At 63.2% G+C, this 22,001-nt stretch carries 17 protein-coding genes; 7 read left to right on the forward strand and 10 right to left on the reverse strand.

What is annotated here, in order from left to right; genetic code table 11:
• Positions 1-238: 238 nt before the first annotated feature.
• From kduD to RE429_RS22805, 8 genes are all read right to left on the reverse strand, one after another.
• On the reverse strand, positions 239-997 hold the full coding sequence (gene kduD / locus RE429_RS22770) for a 2-dehydro-3-deoxy-D-gluconate 5-dehydrogenase KduD (protein ID WP_414475619.1): 759 nt from the start codon (positions 995-997) through the stop codon (positions 239-241).
• Between the two features lie 79 nt (positions 998-1,076).
• A complete protein-coding gene (locus RE429_RS22775; RefSeq protein ID WP_414475620.1) occupies positions 1,077-2,165 on the reverse strand; it encodes an ABC transporter ATP-binding protein in 1,089 nt (362 codons plus the stop codon).
• A 28-nt stretch (positions 2,166-2,193) separates the two neighbouring features.
• Complete coding sequence (locus RE429_RS22780) at positions 2,194-3,246, reverse strand: carbohydrate ABC transporter permease (RefSeq protein ID WP_414475621.1); 1,053 nt, start codon at positions 3,244-3,246, stop codon at positions 2,194-2,196.
• The gene (locus RE429_RS22785) at positions 3,243-4,274 is read right to left on the reverse strand and encodes a carbohydrate ABC transporter permease (protein WP_414475622.1); all 1,032 of its coding nucleotides are present in this window, start codon (positions 4,272-4,274) and stop codon (positions 3,243-3,245) included. The genes RE429_RS22780 and RE429_RS22785 overlap by 4 nt, the downstream gene beginning before the upstream one ends.
• Before the next feature lie 17 nt (positions 4,275-4,291).
• Positions 4,292-5,563 carry an ABC transporter substrate-binding protein gene (locus RE429_RS22790; RefSeq protein WP_414475623.1) on the reverse strand — a complete coding sequence of 424 codons (1,272 nt, stop codon included), beginning with the start codon at positions 5,561-5,563 and terminating at the stop codon, positions 4,292-4,294.
• 26 nt (positions 5,564-5,589) lie between these two features.
• A complete protein-coding gene (locus RE429_RS22795) occupies positions 5,590-8,136 on the reverse strand; it encodes a hypothetical protein (RefSeq protein ID WP_414475624.1) in 2,547 nt (848 codons plus the stop codon).
• Between the two features lie 8 nt (positions 8,137-8,144).
• Complete coding sequence (gene kduI / locus RE429_RS22800; RefSeq protein WP_414475625.1) at positions 8,145-8,978, reverse strand: 5-dehydro-4-deoxy-D-glucuronate isomerase; 834 nt, start codon at positions 8,976-8,978, stop codon at positions 8,145-8,147.
• On the reverse strand, positions 8,975-10,057 hold the full coding sequence (locus RE429_RS22805) for a glycoside hydrolase family 88/105 protein (protein ID WP_414475626.1): 1,083 nt from the start codon (positions 10,055-10,057) through the stop codon (positions 8,975-8,977). Before RE429_RS22805 ends, kduI begins: the two co-directional genes overlap by 4 nt.
• 178 nt (positions 10,058-10,235) lie before the next feature.
• On the opposite strand from RE429_RS22805, the gene RE429_RS22810 reads away from it, so the two are divergent.
• From RE429_RS22810 to RE429_RS22835, 6 genes are all read left to right on the forward strand, one after another.
• The gene (locus RE429_RS22810; protein WP_414475627.1) at positions 10,236-11,270 is read left to right on the forward strand and encodes a LacI family DNA-binding transcriptional regulator; all 1,035 of its coding nucleotides are present in this window, start codon (positions 10,236-10,238) and stop codon (positions 11,268-11,270) included.
• Positions 11,271-13,501: 2,231 nt separating this feature from the next.
• Entirely contained in the window at positions 13,502-14,686 is a 1,185-nt protein-coding gene (repA, locus tag RE429_RS22815) for a plasmid partitioning protein RepA (RefSeq protein ID WP_414475628.1), read from the forward strand.
• 14 nt (positions 14,687-14,700) lie between these two features.
• Entirely contained in the window at positions 14,701-15,699 is a 999-nt protein-coding gene (gene repB, locus RE429_RS22820; RefSeq protein ID WP_414475629.1) for a plasmid partitioning protein RepB, read from the forward strand.
• Between the two features lie 170 nt (positions 15,700-15,869).
• Positions 15,870-17,018 (forward strand): plasmid replication protein RepC, encoded by a 1,149-nt coding sequence (gene repC / locus RE429_RS22825; protein WP_414475630.1) that lies wholly within the window; start codon positions 15,870-15,872, stop codon positions 17,016-17,018.
• A gap of 262 nt (positions 17,019-17,280) precedes the next feature.
• Entirely contained in the window at positions 17,281-18,441 is a 1,161-nt protein-coding gene (locus RE429_RS22830) for an RHE_PE00001 family protein (RefSeq protein ID WP_414475631.1), read from the forward strand.
• A gap of 141 nt (positions 18,442-18,582) precedes the next feature.
• Positions 18,583-19,182, forward strand: coding sequence for an IMPACT family protein (locus RE429_RS22835; protein WP_414475632.1), 600 nt, complete (start codon positions 18,583-18,585; stop codon positions 19,180-19,182).
• A 45-nt stretch (positions 19,183-19,227) separates the two neighbouring features.
• On the opposite strand, the gene RE429_RS22840 is transcribed toward RE429_RS22835, so the two are convergent.
• Both RE429_RS22840 and paaG read right to left on the reverse strand, forming a co-directional pair.
• Positions 19,228-19,371 carry a hypothetical protein gene (locus tag RE429_RS22840; protein WP_414475633.1) on the reverse strand — a complete coding sequence of 48 codons (144 nt, stop codon included), beginning with the start codon at positions 19,369-19,371 and terminating at the stop codon, positions 19,228-19,230.
• A 56-nt stretch (positions 19,372-19,427) separates the two neighbouring features.
• On the reverse strand, positions 19,428-20,225 hold the full coding sequence (paaG, locus tag RE429_RS22845) for a 2-(1,2-epoxy-1,2-dihydrophenyl)acetyl-CoA isomerase PaaG (RefSeq protein WP_414475634.1): 798 nt from the start codon (positions 20,223-20,225) through the stop codon (positions 19,428-19,430).
• Between the two features lie 274 nt (positions 20,226-20,499).
• Here paaG and RE429_RS22850 point away from each other — a divergent pair, with 274 nt between their 5' ends.
• Entirely contained in the window at positions 20,500-21,999 is a 1,500-nt protein-coding gene (locus RE429_RS22850; protein ID WP_414475635.1) for a 3-hydroxyacyl-CoA dehydrogenase, read from the forward strand.
• Positions 22,000-22,001 lie beyond the last annotated feature (2 nt).

Here is a 22,001-nt window from a genome sequence, read left to right on the forward strand (position 1 = left end):
ATCCCTCCCTCGCATCGAGGGCTATTCATTTCGTCCCAGCGCCGAGTTCTCCTGACCGGCGCCGGTCCTCCACATCGTCGAAACGGATAGACCCTCGGTGCGGGGCTGCTCCCGGTCGCTTCTGCTTTGGTGCGTTAGCGCATCGGACATGGAATCGAACCTCGATCCGATGCAGTCAGTCTCTGCTCTCGAGCATCTTTTCACGCAAAGCCGGTTCCCACTTTTCACGTCCGATGCCTTAGCGGGCCAGCCACCCTCCATCGACCGGCAGGATGACACCGTGCACATAGTTCGCTGCCGGTGAGGCCAGGAAGACTGCCGCTCCGCCGATATCCTCCGGCCGACCCCAGCGCCCGGCCGGAATGCGCCCAAGGATCTCGGCGCTGCGCTTCTGGTCCTGCCGCAACGCTTCGGTGTTGTTGGTCTCGATATAACCCGGCGCGATGGCATTGACATTGATTCCCTTGGCCGCCCACTCGTTCGACAGAAGGCGCGTGAGGCCGGCGAGTCCGCTCTTGCTTGCCGTATAGGAGGGAATGCGAATGCCTCCCTGGAAGGAGAGAAGCGAAGCAATGTTGATGATTCTGCCGCCCTTTGCGTCGGCCAGCATGTGTCGGGCCGCCGCCTGAGACAGGAAGAATACGGTCTTGAGGTTGACGTTCATCACGTCATCCCAATCGGCTTCGGTGAAGTCGATCGCGTCCGCACGTCGGATGATCCCGGCATTGTTGACGAGAATATCGATCCGCCCGCCGCCGTCCATAGCGGCACTCATCACTGTCTCGATCGGCTCGAGGCTCGAAAGATCGGATCTGACGGAGCGAAATGTCGAACCCGCTGCGAGAACTCGCGCCTCCGTCTCATCCATCGGCGAGCGGCCGACTCCGACAATGGAGGCGCCGGCCTCGGCCAGAGCAACGGCAATCGCCTGTCCGATGCCCGTATTGGCTCCCGTAACGACTGCCCTTTTGCCCTGCAGATCGAAAGAAACTGACATGATGGTTGCACCTTGAAATCACGATAGCGTTTATCGGCGCCGCCGCCGTTGTCTGCAAAGGGCAGCAGGGTCCGAGCTCTCAGACGCCCTGTTGAACGCACGGCAGAGCTTTGCCTTCTGCATCGAAAACATGCAGCGCCTCGGGGACGACCTCGATGCCGATCCTTTCCCCTATGGAAAAGCGCCGCTGTCCCGGCGCCGATACCGTGAATGTTTCACCACGATCCGTCCTGCCGTGCAGGATCGTTTCCGCACCGAGCTGCTCGACAAGGGTTAGCTCGAGCGGAATGGCGCCCTGATCGCTTTCCGTAACGGTTGCGGCGTGCGGCCGGATGCCGAGGACGATCCGGGAGCCGGGCGCGAGGTCGAGAGATGGCAATCTCTGCTGCCTCCCGCTGACCCGGATTCCGACCCCGCCAGAAACGGGAATGATCTCGGCCTCGATGAAATTCATGCGCGGCGAACCGATGAATCCAGCCACGAAACGGTTGGCGGGATTGTTGTAGAGCTCGAGCGGCGTGCCGATCTGCTCGATCTTTCCGTCGCGCAGAACGACGATGCGATCGGCAAGAGTCATCGCCTCCGTCTGATCGTGCGTGACATAGATCATCGTGGCGCCAAGGCGCTTATGGAGCGCAGCGAGCTCTGCACGCATCACCACGCGCAGCTCCGCATCGAGATTGGACAGGGGTTCGTCGAGGAGAAAGATCCCGGGCCGGCGCACGATCGCGCGACCGATCGCGACCCGCTGGCGCTGACCGCCGGAGAGCTGGCGTGGCTTGCGGTTCAGAAGCGGCTCGATCAGCAGCATCTTGGCGGCCTCGGACACGCGCCTGTCGATCTCATCCCGTGGCATTCGGCTGTTCTCCAGCCCGAATGCCAGATTCTGGCGCACGCTCATGTGCGGGTAGAGCGCATAGGACTGGAACACCATGGCGAGGCCCCGGTCGGCGGCCGAAACATCGTTGACGAGCCGGTCGTCGAGCCTGATCTCGCCCGAGCTTGTACGCTCGAGCCCCGCGATCGTCCGCAGCAATGTGGATTTTCCGCAGCCCGACGGGCCGACGAAGACCACGAATTCGCCGTCCCTGACTTCGAGATCGATGCCGTGCAGCACCCGCACGGCGCCGTACTCCTTTGTGACCTGGCGAAGAACGAGGTGACTCACGACATGCTCTTTCTGAATTCGGCGCACATCATTTCAGACCCGTATTGGCGATGCCTGCCGTGATGTAGCGCTGGAGGAACAGGAAGATGAGGGCGACTGGAATGATCGACAGAACCGTCATGGCCAGCACGTAATGCCATTGCACGTTCAATTCGCCCGAGAAGGCATTGAGGCCGACCTGCAAGGTATAGTTCTCCTTGCGGGATAGAACGATCAGCGGCCAAAGGAAGTCGTTCCACCGCCACATCACGGAGAAGATGGCGAGGACGGCCAATGCCGGAGCTGCGAGCGGCAGGATGATGCGCCAGTAGATCTGCCACTCCGACGCCTTGTCCATCCGCGCCGCATCGAGCAGCTCGTCAGGGATCGTGAGCATGTATTGCCGTAGTAGGAACACGCCGGTCGGCGTCGCCACCGTCGGCAGGATCACGCCCCAGAGCGTATCGAACAGGTTGAGGGAATTCACCACGAGATAGAGCGGCACGACGATGACGGACAGGGGCACCATCAAGGTTGCGAGAATGATGCCGAGCACGGCTGTTCGACCCTTGAACTCGTATTTCGAGAGGGCATAGGCCGCCATGGAGTTCACCACGAGCGTTATGAGGGTTGCCGTGATGGTCACGAAGAGTGAGTTCTGAAAATAGCGCATGAAGTCGAACTGCTGCAGCGGCTCGCTGTAGTTCGTGGTGGCTAGGCTGACCTCGCGAACCGGCACGCGCTTGTCGATCGGCACGCGGATGACGGTATCGGGATTCTGCGGATCGACCATCTGCGCCATGATGCCGACCCGCCGCACCTGGGCAAGGATCCGCTCGGTGCCGTCGCCCTGCGCTACCCGATAGAGCGGCAGCGGGTTATCATAGCCTTGAACCGTCGCGACCTGCGTGCCGAGCGGCAGAAAGGTCGGCGGAAATTCCGCGAGAGCCCCCGGCGTCTTGAAGGACGAGACCACGAGCCAGAGGACCGGGCCGAACATCAGGACGAGGCCCAGAGCCAGCCAGATATAGGCCAGCACATCGGTCCAATGCCAGCCGGCGCCGCCACGCCGGCGCAGAATGAAGGTCGCGAGTGCGGTCATGCCGCTTCCTTTCTGGCGCGCCTGTTCGAGACCACGAGCTGCAGAGCCGTAAGGCCGACCAGGACGACGCCCATGAGAATGGACGCTGCCGATGCGAGCCCCAGATTGCGCAGAACATGGGCAAAGCCCGTCTCATAGATGTATTGGGTGATGAACATGGTGCTGGTGCCCGGGCCGCCGCCCGTCAGGACGAAGGCTTCGTCGAAGATTTGAACGGCGCGGATGAGCGCCAGGATGATGACGACGAGCAGGTTGGGCCACAGGAGCGGCAAGGTGATGCGCCGGAAGGTGCGCAGGCGCCCTGTTCCGTCCATCATCGCAGCCTCGTACAGATCGCGCGGAATCGCCTGGAGGCCGGCCAGGAGGATGAGCGCATAGAAGCCGAGATGCGCCCAGACGGACACGAAAACGGCCCAGAACATGGCCCAGTTGCGCTCCGCAAGCCACAACGTCCGCTCAAGCCCGAAATCCAGGAGGAGCGCGTTGAGCAGCCCGTCACGCTGCAGGATCCATTTCCAGATCAAGCCGACCACGACCGGCGAAAGCAGGACGGGAAAGAAGAAGACGCTGCGCCAGAAGCCGCGTGCCCGCATCTCACGGTTGAGGACAAGTGCCGTTCCCAACGAAGCGAGCACGAGCACCGTCACTTGCACGATCACGAAGAATGCCGTGTTGTGCACGCTCTGCCAGAAGGCGTCCTGGAGACAGGTGGACGGGACCGTGTAGTCGTTGCAGGAGAGCAGCGTCCGATACTGGTCCAAACCGGCGAAATAGCGCCCGTCAAAGAAGATCGCGGTGCCGCCAGTGAGGGAGTACGCAGCATTGATGGCAACGGGAATGAGCACGAAGATGCCGAAGATCAGCATGTTCGGGGCCAGGAACGCGGCCCCCACTCCGCCGATCCCGAACCGACGCTGCACGGCGCTCATGGGAGCGTTCAGCAGGCCCATGAGAAAGCGGAACGGCACAACCAGTACGGAGGACAGGCTGAACGCCTGTCCTCGCATTTCGGGGGTCGTGGTGCTCATTGCAGCACCTCTCGGCTTTAGCGGGAGGCCTCGCTGACCTTCTGCTTGATGTCATCCTCGATGCGGGCATAAGCATCGGAGAGCTGCGCCTCGCCGGCAACGACCTGTCCGAGCCGGCTGACGACGGCGGCGTAGATCGGGCCCGACCACCTGTAGCTCTGCATCTTGAGCGCGAGCGGATCGGCGGTCTGGGTTGCTTTGAGGAAGATGCTCAGGGACTTCTTCACGTTCGGATCGCTCGTCTTGAAGTCCACACCCTTCGCGGCGACCGCCTGGTGTGCCGGCAGGAACAGGGTGCGCTCGGAGAATTCGCGCACCACGGGCTCGCTTGCGAGATATTCCATCACGCGCGCCACCTCCTGCGGGTGGGTCGTGTACTTTACCGCAACGAGGCCGGCACCGCCCGGCATACCGGTGCAGGCAGCAGGCCCGCAGGGCTCGGGCACGGCGGACCAGTCGAAGTTATCCTTGATCTTCTGCGAGAACTGGGCGACCTGCCAGGAGCCCGAGAAGTACACGGCGACCTGGCCGTTCACGAACTCGTCGTTCGCACCCTTATAGGTCGTTCCGGCGACACCGCCCCAGATCTCACGCGGCATGATGCCGTTCTTGTGCCAGTCGGCAATGCGCTGGGCCATGGCCTTGAAGCCTTCGTCCACCACCGCCGGCTTGCCATCCGGACCGATGATCTTCGCACCCATCGAGATCGCCGGCCCCATGAAGCGGTGGCCGGAGCGATCGAAGGCGAGGGCGATCGGAATTTTCTGGCTGTCGGCAACCTTTTTGGCAGCCGCCGCCCACTCGTCCCATGTTGCCTTCTCGCCCGGAACCGGAACGCTTGCCTGCTCGAAGAGCGTGGTATTCACCAGGGGACCGGTGATGGTGAGCTGGGTCATGAAGCCGGGCAGCGCATTGCTGCCGTCCTCGCGCATCCAGTCGAGCGTGTTGCTGAAGCTCTTCTCGAAGGTCGCGGCGTCCTTGAGATAAGGACGCAAATCGAGCCAGTGCTTGGCGGGCGACTTCAGCTCGACCACACGCACGATGTCGGGTCCGCGTCCGGCTTCCAACTGCACAGGCAGTTGTTCCTTGACGACGCCGAAGGCGACATTGTCGACCACGACCTTGATGTCGGGGTTCTGGGCCTCGAACCGCTTTACGAGATCCTGCAGGACCTCGCCTTCGTTCCCGTCCGAGTACCACATGATGCGCACTTCCGTGGCCGCCTGGGCGGCGGCCGCGCTGAGCGCGAGGGCCAGGGCCCCGTAGGTCAGACTTTTAAGTCCCTTCATCACTTTCCTCCCATGATGAATGTGTTTCAGGCAATCTTGAGTTGCTCTTCTTTTTTGTGCCGGGAAGGCAGCGTCACGCGCCTTCCTTCCGGCAAGGCTTTCAACTCTCCCGACAACGTCCAGGTCTTCGGGTCGATGGCTTCCCTCTCCGTGCGCACGACCCCATCGGGGCTACACGCCACGGTGCCGAAATCGGGGTCGTGAACGACGGTGATGTCATTGTCCCGCTTTTCCGCCGCCAAGCCGGCAAACCGTCGTCCGAAGGCTTCAAGGCTGCCTTCCGTCGCGACGTCGGAAAGGCGCACGATCCAGCGTCCGACATGTCCGGGCAGGCGCACTTCGCATCCTGCGGTCGGCCCTCTCGTCACCGGATCAAGAGGAGCGCTTGCGACGAGAAGGCAGAGCCCATGGCCGGACCGCACCAGGATGCGGCTTCCCTCACGAAGGACCTCATCCATCTCGGCTTCCGGCAACCATGCATGGGTGAAGTCCGGTTGCATCGGATGAGCATCGAATTCCATGACCGCGAGAGAACGATACTGGTGAACGCGCGGAACCGTTCCACACCCGCCCCAATAGGAAGGACGGCCATAGCCGCTATGGATCACCTCGCCCGGATGGTTGATCCAGATCTGCGATTCCGGGCGCTCGCCGAGGCGCAGATGCAGGACGGTCTCCTGATAACCCCATTCGCCCCAGCGATAGGCCGCGATGCTGCCCAGGGCATAATCCTTCGACTTGAAGTGATAGAGCGAGGCAATGCCGTTCTCGCCCTGCTTGTAGCGCCATTCATAGGCTCCGGCGCTTTTGAGATCGGCGATGGCGGCGAGATCCGGATCGACGGTCAAGCCATGTTCGGCAAAGCACAAAGCGAGCTGCGGCAGCGCATGGAAGCGGCGGCCGAGCGATCCCGTGCCGAAGGCGAGATAGGAGATGCCCGACAGTTCGAGCGTACGTCCCGGCCGGAGCGTATGCTCGTAGCTGCGGCCCTGGGAGGCTGTCATCATGCCGTGGTGGCTCGACAGGGACATGATCTCGAGAAGGCGGCGGATGGCGGCACCGGAGCGTTCGCGAATGGCGGCGTCGGGCGAAAGCGCATAAAGGGCGCACAGGCCCTTCAAATCGATCGGGAAGTACGGCGCCGAGTTCCACTCGGCCATCTCGCAGGCCTCGAAATGCGTCAGCCATTCGAGGAGGCGGCGCCGGCCGATCTCGGCCTGCTCACGGCCCTTGCGTCCTGAACGCGTGAAGGTCGCATCCGGGAAGAGCGTGCCGGCGAGATGACAGGCGGTGTGAAACAGCAGCGCATGGTTCTCGCTGAAGTACCACATGACGTCGTTGCCGGGCTCGTCCATCCAGTAGCGAAAGCGCAGGATCACCTCGTCCATGCGCGCCCGGGTCTCCGGCGCGATGCGATCCGGCCAGGCAATGCGCGACCACAGGAGCGGGACGAGGAGGAAATCCGCACAATCGTGACAATCGCCGATGATCGGCAGGCAGGCTTCGATGATGCGATCCGTCTCCGGGCCACCATTGTTCACGGCGAGCCGCGCCAACACCGCCACCATGTCGCGCTCGCCGCGCTCGGCCACATGGTCGAGAACGGCCTGAATCCTCACCTTGATATCGGCGGAAGCGGGAGGCTGCTCGTCCAGATGACAGATCTCGACGCCCAGGACGCGCGTCGCCAGGAAGTCGCCATCCCGCAGCGTGATGTCGAAATGTCTGAAGTCGGCCGGCAATTCGCCCGCATCGGCGACAACGACGCGGTTCGCGCCAACCGGGAGCTTCCTGTGAAATTCGAGGGTCCCCTCCGTCGACATGAAGTCGCCCCGCACTTCCACATGGACGTCGAGCGCAACGGCGGCGGGATTGTCGAACACGATGGCGACCTCGCCTCGCCCATAGGACGGCCTTTCGAAGCGCATGCCTTCGAGCATGTTCTCGATGGCGAGAGCGCGCGCTCCGTCGACAGCGCTCGGCATGCCGACCGATAGCCCTTCGCCCGCGATCAGCTCGAGAGTGAAGTAGTAGCGTGCATCGCGTTCGCAGAGATCGGCAAACCAGACCCGCCATTCATTCCTGCCCGCCTCCAACGGCACTTCGATCTCGATGCGTTCCTCGAAATTGCGCTGATACCGGGTAAGCTCCACCACGCGTCTGCCGTTCACCTCCAGGAAAGCGCCGCCGCATGTTGCGAAGCTGAACCGCGCCACCTGATCGCACGGGCTGTCGATTGTCGTGCGCGCCCAGCATTCGACCCGGGTTGCGCGGAACCAGAAGCCCGACAGGTCTACGCGCGGAGACCCGAAAGGCAGCCAGACGCGGGTCGGCTCGAAGCGCGTGATCGGCCGAGGGGCCTTGCCACGATACTGCTCGATGAAATCCGTGCGGCACGGATATTGATGGGGGATGAAGTTGCGGTCCTTGGTCAGGAAGAAGAAGGCGTCCATCTTCCCTTCCATGGTACGGTCCGGAACGTCGTAGCGCTCCTCGTGAATGTCGCCGAGTTGCCAGTGGCCGACAGCCTGGCCGGGTTCCAGGGAATGGGTCAGGTACATTTCTCTCGCCATGGCTATTCTCACCGCAGGGCGCTTACCGGCACCGGGTCCACATCGGTGTACTCCTGATTTTCGCCGGTCATGCTCCACACGAAGGCGTAAGGACCTGTGCCGGCGCCCATATGGATCGACCAGGCCGGGGAGAGGATCGCCTCGCCATCCGCCACGACGAGGTGACGGGTGTCGTCCGGGCGGCCCATCAGGTGGATGACGCGGTCTTCAGGCGCCAGATCGAAATAGACATACGCTTCCATGCGCCGCTCATGCAGATGCGGCGGCATGGTGTTCCAGACGCTCCCGTGAGAAAGATCGGTGATGCCCATGAGGAGAAGCCCGGAGGGCGAGACCTCGGGATGGATGTACATGCGCAGCGAACGCCTGTTCGAGCGTTTCTCCTCTCCGAGCTCCAAAGGCTTCGCCTCGGCGCGGGTGATCAGCCGGTGCGGATAATCCACCTGCGAGGGCACGGAGGTCATGTAGAACCGCGCCGGATTGACGCCGTCGGCGCTCGACAGGGTCAGTCGCTGCGCGCCACGTCCCACATAGAGGATATCGCGGTTCTCGAGATCGAAGGTCCTTCTATCCACCTCGACGCGACCGCTTCCGCCGAGATTGGCGATACCCATCTCGCGATACGACAGGAGATGGGGCGTGCCGATGGCGGTGCCTTCGCCGAACGTGACGCTTTTCCCGACGGGAACGGCGCCGCCGAGAATCATGCGGTCGATGTGGGTATAGACGAGACGGATATCGTCCTCGGGGAACAGGTGCTCGACGAGAAAGGTCGAGCGCAGGTCCTCGGTCGACATGGTGCCGATGGTTTCGGGTGCTGCACCGTAGCGGACCTCGATCATGCCGCGGACTCCTGTTGAGCGTCGTTCATGTGACGGACGGCCTCCGCCAGAAGCAGGATGGCCAGTGCCTGACCGTAAGCCGTCGGCTGAATGGGAATGTCGTGGTAGAATTGCAGATCGCGTCCCATGCGGGTGCCGTAGGAGACATTCTGCAGCGTGCCGTCCTCATCGATATGGGCGAGCACGTAGTTCAAGGCGCGAAGTCCGGCCTGCCGTGCCTCCTCGCCCAATGCGCCGAGGCGTGCGCCTTTCAGGAGTCCGTAGCCGAAGCCTGCCGTTGCGGATGCCTCGAGGTAGGACGACGGGTCGTCGATCAGGGTATGCCAGGCCCCGGTGCGATCCTGATGGTTCAGAAGGGACCTGGCCTGCGTCCGCAGGCAGCCGAGGAGATAGTCCCTTACACCGCCGGCGATGCCGCCCAGCTCGATGAAGTCGAGAAGACCCGCCGTGATCCAGGCATTGCCGCGCGCCCATCGCGCGCGTGCGAAATTGTGCCGCCCCTCGAAGGTCCAGCCATGGAACCAGAGGCCGGTTTCGGTATCGGTCAGGTAATGCGTATGGAGCAGAAACTGCCGGATGGATTCCTGAACGAGATCGTCGCGGCCTGCGGCGCGACCGTAATTCGCCAGGAACAGGCACACCATGAAGAGCGTATCGTCCCACAGCTCGCCCGGGTTCACGCCGTCTGAAACGATGTGCTGGAAGCCGCCTTGTTCGGTGCGGGGAAGCTCGTTCATCACGAGACGCGCCCAATGCTCGAGCGGCGCGCGCCAGCGCTCGTCCCTGGTCTTGTCCCAGAGCATGGACAGACCGAGCATGGGGGCGGTTGTATTGACATTGAGCCCTGGGAGGCCCTTGCCGAGCTGGCGCTCGTACCAAGCCTCGATCAGACGGCGGTGCTCGTCGCTTCCGGTGAACTCCCAGTAGCGGACCAGACCGTAGAGACCGACACCCTGAGGCCATTCCCACCCGTCAAAGCTGATGTAATCGCCAGGAGTGCCGTCAAGATTCGGTTCGTCGAACGCTCCGTCGTGACGCAAGGCCACCATGCCTGCGACCAGACGGTCGAGTTGGTGCATGAGACGCCCTCCCTCCCTCATATGCGCTGCCTCCCGGGCATCGATTGTTATTGAAATGATTTTTCATCACCGGGGCGAATTGCGCAACATGAAAATTTTTTGCAGTGTGCTTGCCATGTCGCAAAAGCCACTCCCCTCCCCGAAAACCGTCGTCCGTAGCCGCCTTCGCGATATCGCCATGGCCTGTGACGTTTCCATCAGCACGGTGTCCCGCGCCCTGACGGGCCAGAAGGGCGTTCGAGAGAATGTGCGCCAGAAAATCTTTCAGGCGGCGAGAAACGCGGGCTATCCCCTGCCCAATACGATTCAGGGCGCCCGAATTGCGGTTCTCGCCAGCAAGGCTGCGATGACCGATTACAGCCGCACCCAATTTACCTGGCATGTGCTGGAGGGCCTGAAGTCCGCCGCCGCATTACGGGAAATCGACATCTCTCTCGTGCCTCTTCCCGATCCGGAAGAAAGCCATGCCCCCCTCATCGACGCGCTCGATGGAGAGGACTTCCTCGGGGTGCTCCTTCTGACGATCGATGACGGTCAGGTCATGCAGCGCATCCATGAGAGCGGCAAGGCAGCGGTTCTGATCAACGGCGACGATCCGCTCATGCGCATTTCGAGCGTCAGCCCCTGCAACCGCTCTGCGACACGCATGGCTTGCGACTATCTCATCGGCCTGGGGCATAAGAATATCGGTTTCGTCATGCGTCCCGGCCGCCCCACGATTCGGCGGCGCCTCGAAGGTTGGCGGGATGCCCTGTCCGAGCACGGGCTGCCCTACCCCGACGAAAATGTCATCAGCGTCGAGGACTGGACACCGGAATGCGCCGAACGCGCGATCGGCGAGCGGCTCGACAAGGGAATGCTGCCTATGACGGCGCTTCTCTGCGCCGCCGACAGCCTTGCGCTCGGAGCCCTCGCGGCCTTGGCGGCCCGCCAGATCGACTGTCCGAAAGAGATTTCAATCATGGGGATCGACAATCTGCCGATCTCGGACCTCCTCACACCACGTCTCACGACGATGCACATTCCGGCCCGTGAACTGGGCGAGGCGGCGGTCGAGATGCTCATCGAGCTCTCCACGCGGGGACAACGCGTCGTACGCCGGACAGAGCTCGCCTGCCGCCTGATCGAACGGGATTCGACAGCTTCGGCGAGGCATACGGCGGCCCCGGCCCGGGAGCGGCGTCGAAGACAACCTGATCGACGCCTGGGGTAGAGCATCGTGCGTGAAAGGTGGATTTGCATGTTTCACGTCCGATGCTGCGCAGGAGTTCCCGGGCTGCGAAAGGAGGAAATGGCGGTTTGCCTGGAGATGGTTTCGGGCGCCTCGTGTTAACCTCATGATGAGACGAGGGCTTTTCAGAAGCAGGCTGATGGGGTTCAACAAGGTGCACCCGAGCCTCCAGCATACGGCAACGCGCGGTCCCACAGGGCAAGCTGCCAGGACCGCTTGCGACAGGGATCGACGTTTCTCCCGGATGCCGGAGCCCGCCCACATGTCATCGTAGCAATGCCTTGCCTAGCTTCCTCATGTCGAAATGCTTCTCGTATCATCAATGACTTAGCGGGAGGACAAAAAGGTGTCCTTAGAAGCGGGGGAGAGGCGTTCGCCAAGGTGGAGCGACCGCAAACTCCATCCGGTTCCGCCCCCTCAGGGCCCGTCCGCGCAGCGTGAACGCAAGGACTGACCGGGCTTGCGTACCAAAGCATTGCGGGGATCATCGAATGGGGCAACCGCCTCCCCGCGGCAGTCAGGCCGGGCCCACGGCACTCGACCGGAGTCGGGGATCGCGCGCGACGGGCCGTGGCGAGACAGGCGACAGACCTCGCCGGAACATCATTTCACACGCGCCCGTTTCCGACCAACGGGCGAACCGGCCAAGAATCCCCTCCCCCTCCCCCTCCCGATTTGACTCTGAGCCGCCATGTCCAGGCTCGCGCCAAGGGCCGATCCATGGCTCCAGCAGGTCAGCGACACGGCGGCTCGCCTCGAAACTCATCGGCGCAGGAGCCGAGAGCAACAGACCCGGGTTCGTATCGGCGTTCCATCGGCCCGCATCGCTCTTGCGCGCGTCCCACGGATTGGATGTGAGCGGGCGGTTTGAGGATGGCCCCGCAAAGAGCATCGTGGCCACCCGTATCGGGGCATGTCGTCCCCTGCCCTCTTACATGGGTATCGAGCAAGGGTTGCGGGGGCGCCTTTTCATCCACTTCCCAGCACCTCCCCGGCTTTGGCGCGGCGATCTTTGGCGGTCTTCCGGGAACAAGGGAATGCTGTGCGACCCGGTATCTTAGGGGAGCATCGCGCTTCTGGCTTTCGAAGACGCCGCTCGATCGGCTGAGGGAAACGGGAACATGACGTGTGAGCCCGCTGGGCCCGCGATACGCAGCAGTGGCCTGGACAGAGGCCATGCGACCGATTTGGTGGCCTATCTCATCGGCGCCGAGGCGGATCAGGCTCGCATCGTTTTGCGCGTTGGGAGCTCCCAACTCCAAGGACACATGCCAAAGGCAGAGCACCATCGAGAGGCGGCGGGCGCAGCTCCTATCCCTGCAACCTGCAATCCAATTCTTTCGCATCGCATTGGATCGGGCCTTGCGCCCTCAGTCATTCACCCCATGCCCGAAGGTCGGGATCAAACGGCAATAAGGCTTTCCGGCGCCGATCGAGGTCTCGTTACCGAAGGGTGACTATCGCATTCCTTGCACCGAATGGCCGGGAACGGTGCAGGCGCATTGGGCCGATTGCCACAGTGCAGATCCCGATGCCGCACTCACCGGCACACCGACATCCAGATCGCAGCCCTCTCCATGTTAAACTCAGACCTCTTCATGAGCCTACCCTTTGCGGCGGAAATGGAGATTCCCCCAATGAGCTCCCACGCCTTCAACCGGTGCATTCGCCCATGCAGGAAGTAACGGCACGCTGCCCGGCTTCAAAGTGCGATGCCCTGCCCCTCTGAGCCGGCGGCCGCGCAGCCGTTTGCCCCAGGACCCTCTCCATCACAGCCTCGGCGGCCGTTTCGATGCTCTCCGGCGGCTCGATCCTGCGGTGCCCGGTCGCGATGGCGCATCCCGTCGGCGGAGAGGCGTGGCGCTGCCGAACAAGCTTCAGGAGCGACAATCCGTTGAGGCAGACCGCACTGCGATCAGGTCGCGGCGGTCCTGAAAGAGGTATTGAAGTGCGCCTTGAGACGTGCGGCACTGTCGCGCCGACCCCGAATCGGATCCGTCCTGAAGGCAGAATCGGTTGCGCAGCAACGGATTCATGCCCTTTTCAGGCCTCGGTTCTCAACAGCTAAATGCCGTTGGGACCTCCCAACGGACTCGACTCTCGAACCGAATCGCAGAATCCATTAACCCTTACGGTATTAGGCGTGTATTTGTCGATTTGCCGTAAATGAAAGGACCGCCGTGAAACAGCAAGCTGTGCGACCAGACGCTGCAATGCCGTCTCCCGAATCGGGCTCCGCCATCGGTGAGCACGCTGCGATCCTACGCTCGCAGCTGCAAGCGATGGCAGCTGCCTTTTATCCTCCCAGCGCCGAGAAGGTTTTGCGCCGGTTTTCCTCTGGCGAGGCCGCAAAGATTCTCGGGATCTCCGACAGCAGGCTCCGGCAGCTTTCCATCGAAGGCCAGGGCCCGCAACCCGAAATCACCCAGTATGGCCGGAGGTCGTATTCGCTGGCCGACATCCATGCGCTGCGCGAATTCTTCGACGAGACCACCAAATCGGGCCGGAAATTCTCACCGCGGCGCCAGGGCGATGAGCATCTCCAGGTCATTTCCGTCGTCAACTTCAAGGGTGGATCGGGCAAGACCACGACTTCGGCGCATCTCGCCCAGTATCTCGTCCTCAAGGGGTATCGCGTCCTCGCCGTCGATCTCGACCCGCAGGCCAGCCTGTCGGCCCTGCACGGCGTCCAGCCCGAAATCGACGTCGGGCCTGGCGAAACCCTGTACGGCGCGATCCGCTACGGCGAGGAGCGGCGCCCGCTGTCCGAAATCATCCGGCCGACCTACTTCACCGGCCTCGACATCGTGCCCGGCAATCTTGAGCTCATGGAGTTCGAGCACGAGACCCCCAAGGCCCTCACGTCGCGCCAGCGCGATCAGCTCTTCTTCGAACGGGTCGCGAAGGCGCTCGATTCCGTCGCCGACAATTACGATGTGGTCGTGATCGACTGCCCGCCGCAGCTCGGCTTCCTGACGCTCTCGGCTCTGTGCGCGGCAACCTCGCTGCTCATCACCGTTCATCCGCAGATGCTCGACGTCGCGTCCATGTCCCAGTTTCTCGCCATGACGGACGACCTTCTCGAGGTTGTCCGCGGGGCAGGAGGCGTGATCCGCTACGACGCGCTGCGGTATCTGATCACGCGCTACGAGCCTCAGGACGGACCGCAAACCCGCATCACCGCTCTGTTGCGCAACCTTTTCGGCGAAGCGGTTCTCACCAGCCCCATGGTGAAGTCGTCGGCCGTGTCGGACGCCGGCCTCACCAAGCAGACCCTCTACGAGGTCGGCCGCGAATCCATGAACCGTCAAACATATGACCGCGCCGTCGAGGCCCTCGATGCCGTGAATGGAGAGGTCGAGGCAATGGTCCGCAAAGCGTGGGGTCGCGCAGCATGAGCCGAAAGACAGCAATGGACGCCATCTTTTCGGCGTCGGCCAAACCCTCCGATAAGTTGGGAGCTCCCAACGCGGCTCCTCAACCGGCGCCTGCGCCACGCATCCGCAGCGGCGCGATTGCCGCCATGGGGGCCTCGCTGCAGCAACTGACGGACATCCGCGATCAGGTGGAGGCAGGATCCGCGATCATCGAGCTGGATCCCATCCTGCTCGACGGGTCCTTCGTGTCGGACCGCATGGCCGACGCGACCGATGCGAGCCTCGATGCCCTGGCGGAAAGCATCCGGGAAAGCGGCCAGCAGGTGCCGATTCTGGTGCGCCCGCATCCCGCCGCCAAGGACCGCTACCAGATCGCGTTCGGACACCGAAGGGTGGGGGCGGCCCGGCGGCTCGGGATCAAGGTCAGGGCCGTCGTGCGCGACCTGACCGACCAGGAGCTCGTCGTCGCCCAGGGTAAGGAGAACCTCGACCGGCGAGATCTTTCGTTTATCGAGAAGGCGTTCTTCGCACTCCATCTCGAGGCTCTCGATTTCGACCGAGCCGTCATCATGCAGGCGCTGTCTACCGACAAGGCGGATCTGAGCCGCTACATCGCGGTCGCGAAATCGATCCCCGAAGCCATCGCAAGCGCCATCGGGCCGGCCCCGAAAGCGGGTAGGGCGCGTTGGATCGCGCTCGCGGATGCGCTGGCGACCGCACCGGGCCGGAGGGCGGCCGAGAACGCGATCGCCGAGCCGGCATTCGCAAGCCTCGATACCGACACCCGCTTCTCCCGTGTGCTCTCGGTCGCCACGAAGAAGCCGGTCGTCGAAGGCGCCTCCTCCGGAAGGGGAGGGGCTCGGATGATTTCAACTGCTTCTGGTCGGAAGGTCGCCAAGGTCAGTCATGCCGGCCGCGATCTGAGGATCAGTCTCGACAAGGGTTTTGACGCGGAATTCGCGGCATACCTCGTCGAACAGCTTCCAGTCCTGGCCGAAGCCTATGCCGAGGCGAGGGAGGAGGGGACTTCGTGATGTAACCGCGGCAAAGCAAAAGGCCCCAAGGTTTGGCGACCTCGGGGCCTTTGGATCTCACCACTGGGTGGCAAGGATAAGTCACACCATTCTTATCCACCCAGACGAATCGAGTGTCAAGACACCGAGGCGGTGAACGATCTCGCTTTGCCCTCGATAAGGAGGGTGTGGTGCAAATTGCATCGACAGGAGGCCGGCGGCTGGTTCATGCCGCTCTGGTCGCGAAGAAGCTCGCCCTGGCGGCGGGCTGCATGGTGACACGGAAGGAACTCTCGGCCGCGACCCGAGATGCCGAGAAGGCGCTTGCCTTACGCCCCGCACAGCGTCTGGTGCTCTCCGAACTCGTCGCCTGCTGGGGCGAGCAGGAATGGGAGAAGCTGCTGGTGTGGCCGTCCAACGATCACCTGGCAAGCCGCACGGGGCTCAACGACCGCTCGATCCGGCGTATCCTGGCGCAGCTCACGGACCTCAAGCTGATCGTGGCGAAGGATTCGCCGAACGGGAAGAGGTACGCGATCCGCAACATGGCGGGCGACGTCATCGATGCCTATGGCTTCGATCTCACTCCGGTTTACGCCAGGCGGGGAGAATGGACCGCGATGCTGGCCGAACAGAAGATCACGCGCGAAATCCGCAAGAGAACCTATGACGAGGTCACGATCGCCAGGCGAGCCACGGAGGAGGCCATCAGCGCCCTCGCTCAGCATGCCCCGACCGTGGATCGCTCCACCCTCGAAAGGCGCTACAGCGAGCTTCTGAGCCGCACCCCGGCCCGATCGACGGAAGAGCTTCCCGCGGACCTGCTGCAAGACTGGCAGAACCTAAGGAATCTCGTCGAAGAAGCATTCGATCAGACCGGCAATGGCGGACTCTGGGGCCGACACATAGAAACAGAAAAAGAATCTCCCAGAGAGTCTTGTACAAACACCTCTCTCAAGGAAATCGAGGCTCCTCCATCGAAGGGACGATCGACTGCGCAACCGACACCGGGATTGATCGTCGAGGCTTGCCCCATTACGGCCGATTTCGGAAAACCAATCCGTGATCTCCCTGATCTCGTCGGGGCAGGGCGCTATCTGCGGGCATCGCTCGGCGCCCATGAAAGTGCATGGAACGAAGCCGTCGCAGAAATCGGTCCTGTCAATGCGGCAGCGGCTGTGATCTATGTCCTGCAACTCTACGATGACGACGTATCGGCCGGCGAATCCCGGATTCGGAACCCAGGCGGCTACTTCCGGGCTCTCGTTCGGATGATGAAGATCGGAAAGCTCGATCTCGAAGGAGAGCTCCAAGCCATGCGCCGGAGGAGAATGAGCTAGCCGCAGGAACGCTCCCCGGGGCTCGCATCTGAGCGAGATGACGATTGTCCTCTCGAACAGCGAACCCTTGACCAGATCCATTTTCAGATCCGTCGTGAATGAGATCCTTCGCCGATCGGAACCGACAGAGCTTCCTATGACGGGTCGAATCCGGCTTCAAAGGATCGTCTCCAAGCATCCGTCATCGTAGTGATGGCTTGCTTAGCTTCGTCCGTTCAAGCTATATCTCGCAGCATCAATAACTTAGGTGCAGGATACAAGCGTGGCTCTCATCGGCAGAGGAAGTGACTTCGATGATGAAGAATGGTCGGTTGCCCGCTCCTACGATCTTCCGGAACTGCCCTGGGAGACGATAGCCGGTCGGCTTGAGCAGCTGACGATCGGCATCCTTCGCTTCGACGCCCGCCTGGAAGCAAGCGGGTTGTCCGCCGGCTGGCAGTCGCGCTGCGACATGACGGAGGCCGTGCGGGCGCTGATGCTTGACGGACAGCTCGTCGAGATCGGCGATCTGGTGCTCCACGATGCCGGCATGGACATCCGCCATCCGACCCACGAGCTCACACGCGCCGCCACGACCCTGAGAGCCCGCCGAACCGCGCTCGCACGTCCGGCTCCCTGGCCGCTCTCGATCGACGGCCTGGCGGCCCTGCGTGGCATCGGGCCCGAGAGAGGGGAGGGCAATCACAAACGGCCAAAGGGCACGCCGGATCCGGAAGACGACGAGGCCTATCTGCCTTTCGCCAACGATGCCGATCCGTGGAAAGCGCATTTCGCCGAGATCGATGCTCTGCTCGAACGCACCGACAAGGTGCTGGCCGGCGAAACCCCGCTGCCGAAAACCCGGTCGCACCTGGTCTACGATCCTGACCTCGACGAAACCGAAAACGAAGACCTATGGCTCGATGTCGTGAAACGGACCACCCATTGGCCCGCGATCGCTGCCGCGGCCATTGCCTGGAACGCCTGGCTCGATCTCAACCTCTATGCCCGCCTGCCATGGCTCGGCCTCATCATGGCCGGAGCCATCCTGCGAGCGCGGGGCCTGACCAGCCATCTGCTTCCCCTCGCGGCCGGATTCAAGCAATCCAAATTCCGGCCACAGGGCCGCGAAGGGGCACTCGAGAAACTCCAGGGCTTCTGCTCGGTCGTGGAGGAGGCGATCGTCATCGGCAACAGGGACCTCGACCGGCTCATCCTCGCCCGCGAACTGATGCAGCGGGTCACCAAGGAGTGCCGCTCGAACTCCAAGCTGCCGGAACTGGTCGAGTTGTTCCTGTCGCGCCCGCTGGTGACGGTGCCGCTCGCCGCCAAGCTGATGAAGGTCACGCCGAAGGCCGTGGATCTCATGCTGGCGCAGCTCGGCGGCGCGCTGCCCCGCGAGCTCACCGGCCGCACCCGCTACCGCGCATGGGGGATCGTGTAGGATGCACCCATGTGAGGATCGCACACCGACCGTCCGCTTGATCGCCTGCAAGACATTCGTGCATCGGATCGATATGAACGAAGACCAACACTCACATCTGTCGCCGACATTGCCAAGTCGGCCCGACCCTTCCTGCACCGCATGCTGACCCTGGAACGCCTCACCTCGCTCGAACAGATCATCAAGAAGAGCAGGTTCGTCGCGACGGCCGGACCGATTGCGGGCGAGCAGGATGCCAGGGACTTCATTGCCGCGCACTCGGACAGGGAGGCCAACCATAATTGCTGGGCTTGGCGGGTCGGCCAGAGCTACCGATGCAGCGATGACGGTGAGCCGAGCGGCACCGCCGGCAAGCCGATCCTGCAGGCGATCGACCGGCTGATCCTCGACAATGTCGCGGTTGTCGTCACCCGTTGGTTCGGGGGCATTCTCCTCGGGAGCGGCGGTCTCGTCAGGGCCTATGGCGGAACGGCTGCGGCCTGTCTGCGGGCGGGGCCATTGGTCGACATCGTGCCCGTTCAGGAAGCCATCATCGTCGTGGTGTTTTCCGACCTTGCTTTGGTGAAGGCGCGGCTGACGGGCACGCCTGACGTCCGGATCCGTCAGGAGAGCTTCACCGAATCCGGCGCAACGCTCACGGTGGACTTGCCTGAAGCGAACGCCCCGGCCATCGCCCGGATGGTCATGGACATCACTGGCGGACGGGCATCCATCAGGACGACACCGCGGATCTCCCCGTGACGGATAGCCGGGTCGTCGACAGCGGTTCCACGGTGCCTTCGGGCTTCAGGCCGGAACGCCCGAGGCGGTCCCCGTCGATCGGGACATGCGAATGGCGTGCTCTTCGCCGCTCCATCGATAAACGCCATTGACCGATAAATGCGCTTCGACGATGTGTTCTTGCTCAGCTTTGATCGACGTCCAGGCCACGGCTTCTCCCGCTCATCCCGGACCGGACCCAGGAAGGGCGAACTCCACGCTGAATCTCAGCGCTTTGCCATGAACGCATGCACCCGCTCGATGTAGCCGGGGTCCTTTCCCGCTTCACGCTGCAGATCGCGCTCGAGGTCGAGCTGGTCATTCAGGTCGTTGGTGGCGGAAGCCTCCAGCGCCTGCTTGATCAATGTCAGGCCGAGGATCGGCTTCGCTGCGAGGCGCGCGGCCATCGCTCTTGCCTCGGTCAGCAGAGCCTCGTCCTCGCAGATCCGCCAGATGAGCCCCCATTCTTCCGCCTGCTGGGCCGAGAGCGGCTCTGCGAGGAGCGCCAGGGCTTTGGCGCGGGCCGGCCCGATCGTCCGCGGAAGGAACCAGGTTCCGCCGCAATCGGGAACCAGGCCGAGGTTGGAAAACAGTTCGAGAAAGCGCGCTGAACGCGCCGCGATGACGATATCGCAGGCCAGCGCGATATTGGCGCCCGCGCCGGCGGCGACGCCGTTGACGGCGGCGATGACGGGGCAGCGGAACGCGCGGAGACGGCGCACGAGCGGGTTGTAATATCGCTCGAGGCTGTCGCCGAGATCGGGCGCCGATCCGTCGGGGCGAATCCGGTCCGCGAGATCCTGGCCCGTCGAGAAGCCGCGCCCCGCGCCCGTGAGAATCACGGCCCGGCACTCCGCATCCGCATCGGCTTCGTCCAGGGCCTTCATCAATGCTTCGTGCATGGCGATGTTGAAGGCGTTCAGGCGTGCGGGCCGGTTGAGGGTCAGGATGCGATAGCCCTCGCCTCGTTCCATCAGGACAGGCGTGGCCTGCGGGCCGGTCAGGTCGGGAATGTCGTTCGACATCAGCAGTTTCGAGCTCGGTAGGTGGACACGATGACAGCCCGGTCGGGCGCCGTCACTCTAGCGGAGCGGGAGCGCGAAAACGGCGGAAAGTGTTCCGCACTGCGGAATAGTTTTCCGCAATTTCGCTTGACCGTAATGCTGCCCGACGCTCTTTTAGGGGCCATTCGGGAACGCCATTCCGCAAGCCGTTCACGCGCCGGTCCCTGCTGCTCCGGCAGCAGCGAGGCCCGCTGTGGGATACGGGTTTGCCCAAGGCAGGAAAAGGACAAGAACAATGGGCACCACCAACGAATCCCAAATCACCCTGGGCATCGTCGGAGCCGGCGCCATGGGCACCGGCATCGCGCAAGTTGCGGCGACCGCCGGCGTCCGGGTGATGATCTTCGATACGCGGGCGGATGCCGCGGCGAAGAGCCGGAACGACATCGCAAAGCGCCTGCAGAAGCGGGTCGACGAAGGCAAGCTCAAGGCCGAGGACGCTGAAGCCACCGTCGCCTGCCTGAACGTGACCGACCGGATCGAAGGCCTCGGCGATTGCGACGTGGTCGTGGAGGCCATCGTCGAGGATCTCGACGTCAAGCGCGCCCTGTTCCAGAAGCTCGAGGAGATCGTCCGGGAAGACGCCATTCTTGCGTCCAATACCTCGTCCCTGCCGATCGGAGCCATCGCGGCCGGACTGAAGCATCGCCAGCGAATCGCAGGCCTGCATTTCTTCAACCCGGTTCCCCTGATGCGGCTCGTGGAGGTGATCCCCGGCCCGGAGACGACCGACGCGGTGATCGATACGCTCGTGGCGCTCGGCAGCCGCTTCGGCCGGGACCCGGTCGTCGTGCGCGATACGCCCGGCTTCCTGGTCAATCTCGGCGGCCGCGCCTACACAACCGAGGCGCTCGCCATCCTGAACGAGAATGTCGCGACGCCTGCGCAGATCGATGCCGTCATGCGCGATTGCTGCGGCTTCCGCATGGGGCCGTTCGAACTGATGGACCTGACCGGAATCGACGTGAACTTTCCCGTCACGCGCTTCGTCCACGAGAGCTTCTTCGGCGATCCGCGCCTGCGTTCGACGCCCTTCCATCGCTACCTTCTCGAAACCGGACAGCTCGGCCGGAAGACGGGACGCGGCTTCTATGATTACGGCGCGGGCGCGCAGAAGCCGTCCGCCGATGCGGCGGGAACGGACGCCGCCGCCAAGGCGGTCGTCCTGGTCGAGCCGGGCGAACGGCTCAAGGCCCTGGCCGCCGAACTGGGACTGACCCTTCTCGACAAGGACGACGGCGTCGCGCCGCTGCTGGCGGCGCCGCTCGGAGAGGACGCGACCGCCTTCGCCACGCGCACGAAAAGCGACGCCCGCCGGCTCGTGGCTTTGGATCTGAGCTTCGACACCTCCGTGCGGATCACCCTCATGACGGCTCCCGGCTTCGATCCTGCGATCCGCCAGTCGGTCGTGGATGCCCTGATCGGGAGCGGCCGTGCCGTGACCGCGATCGCGGATTCGCCCGGCTTCATCGCGCAGAGAATCGTCGCCATGGTGGCCAATCTCGGCTGCGAGATGGCCCAGATGGGGCTGGCGGCTCCCCACGACATCGACAAGGCGATGCGCCTCGGCCTCAATTATCCGAAGGGCCCGCTCGAATTCGCTCAGTCGGTGGGCCCGAGCAACGTCCTGTCCGTGCTGAGGGCCATGCAGTCGCTGACGGGCGACGACCGCTACCGCCCCAGCCAGTGGCTGCGCCGCCGCGCGGCGCTCGACGTCGCGGTCTGGACCGAGTGAAC

The sequence above is a fragment of the Microvirga sp. M2 genome (assembly GCF_047497095.1).
In the GTDB taxonomy this organism is placed as follows: domain Bacteria; phylum Pseudomonadota; class Alphaproteobacteria; order Rhizobiales; family Beijerinckiaceae; genus Microvirga.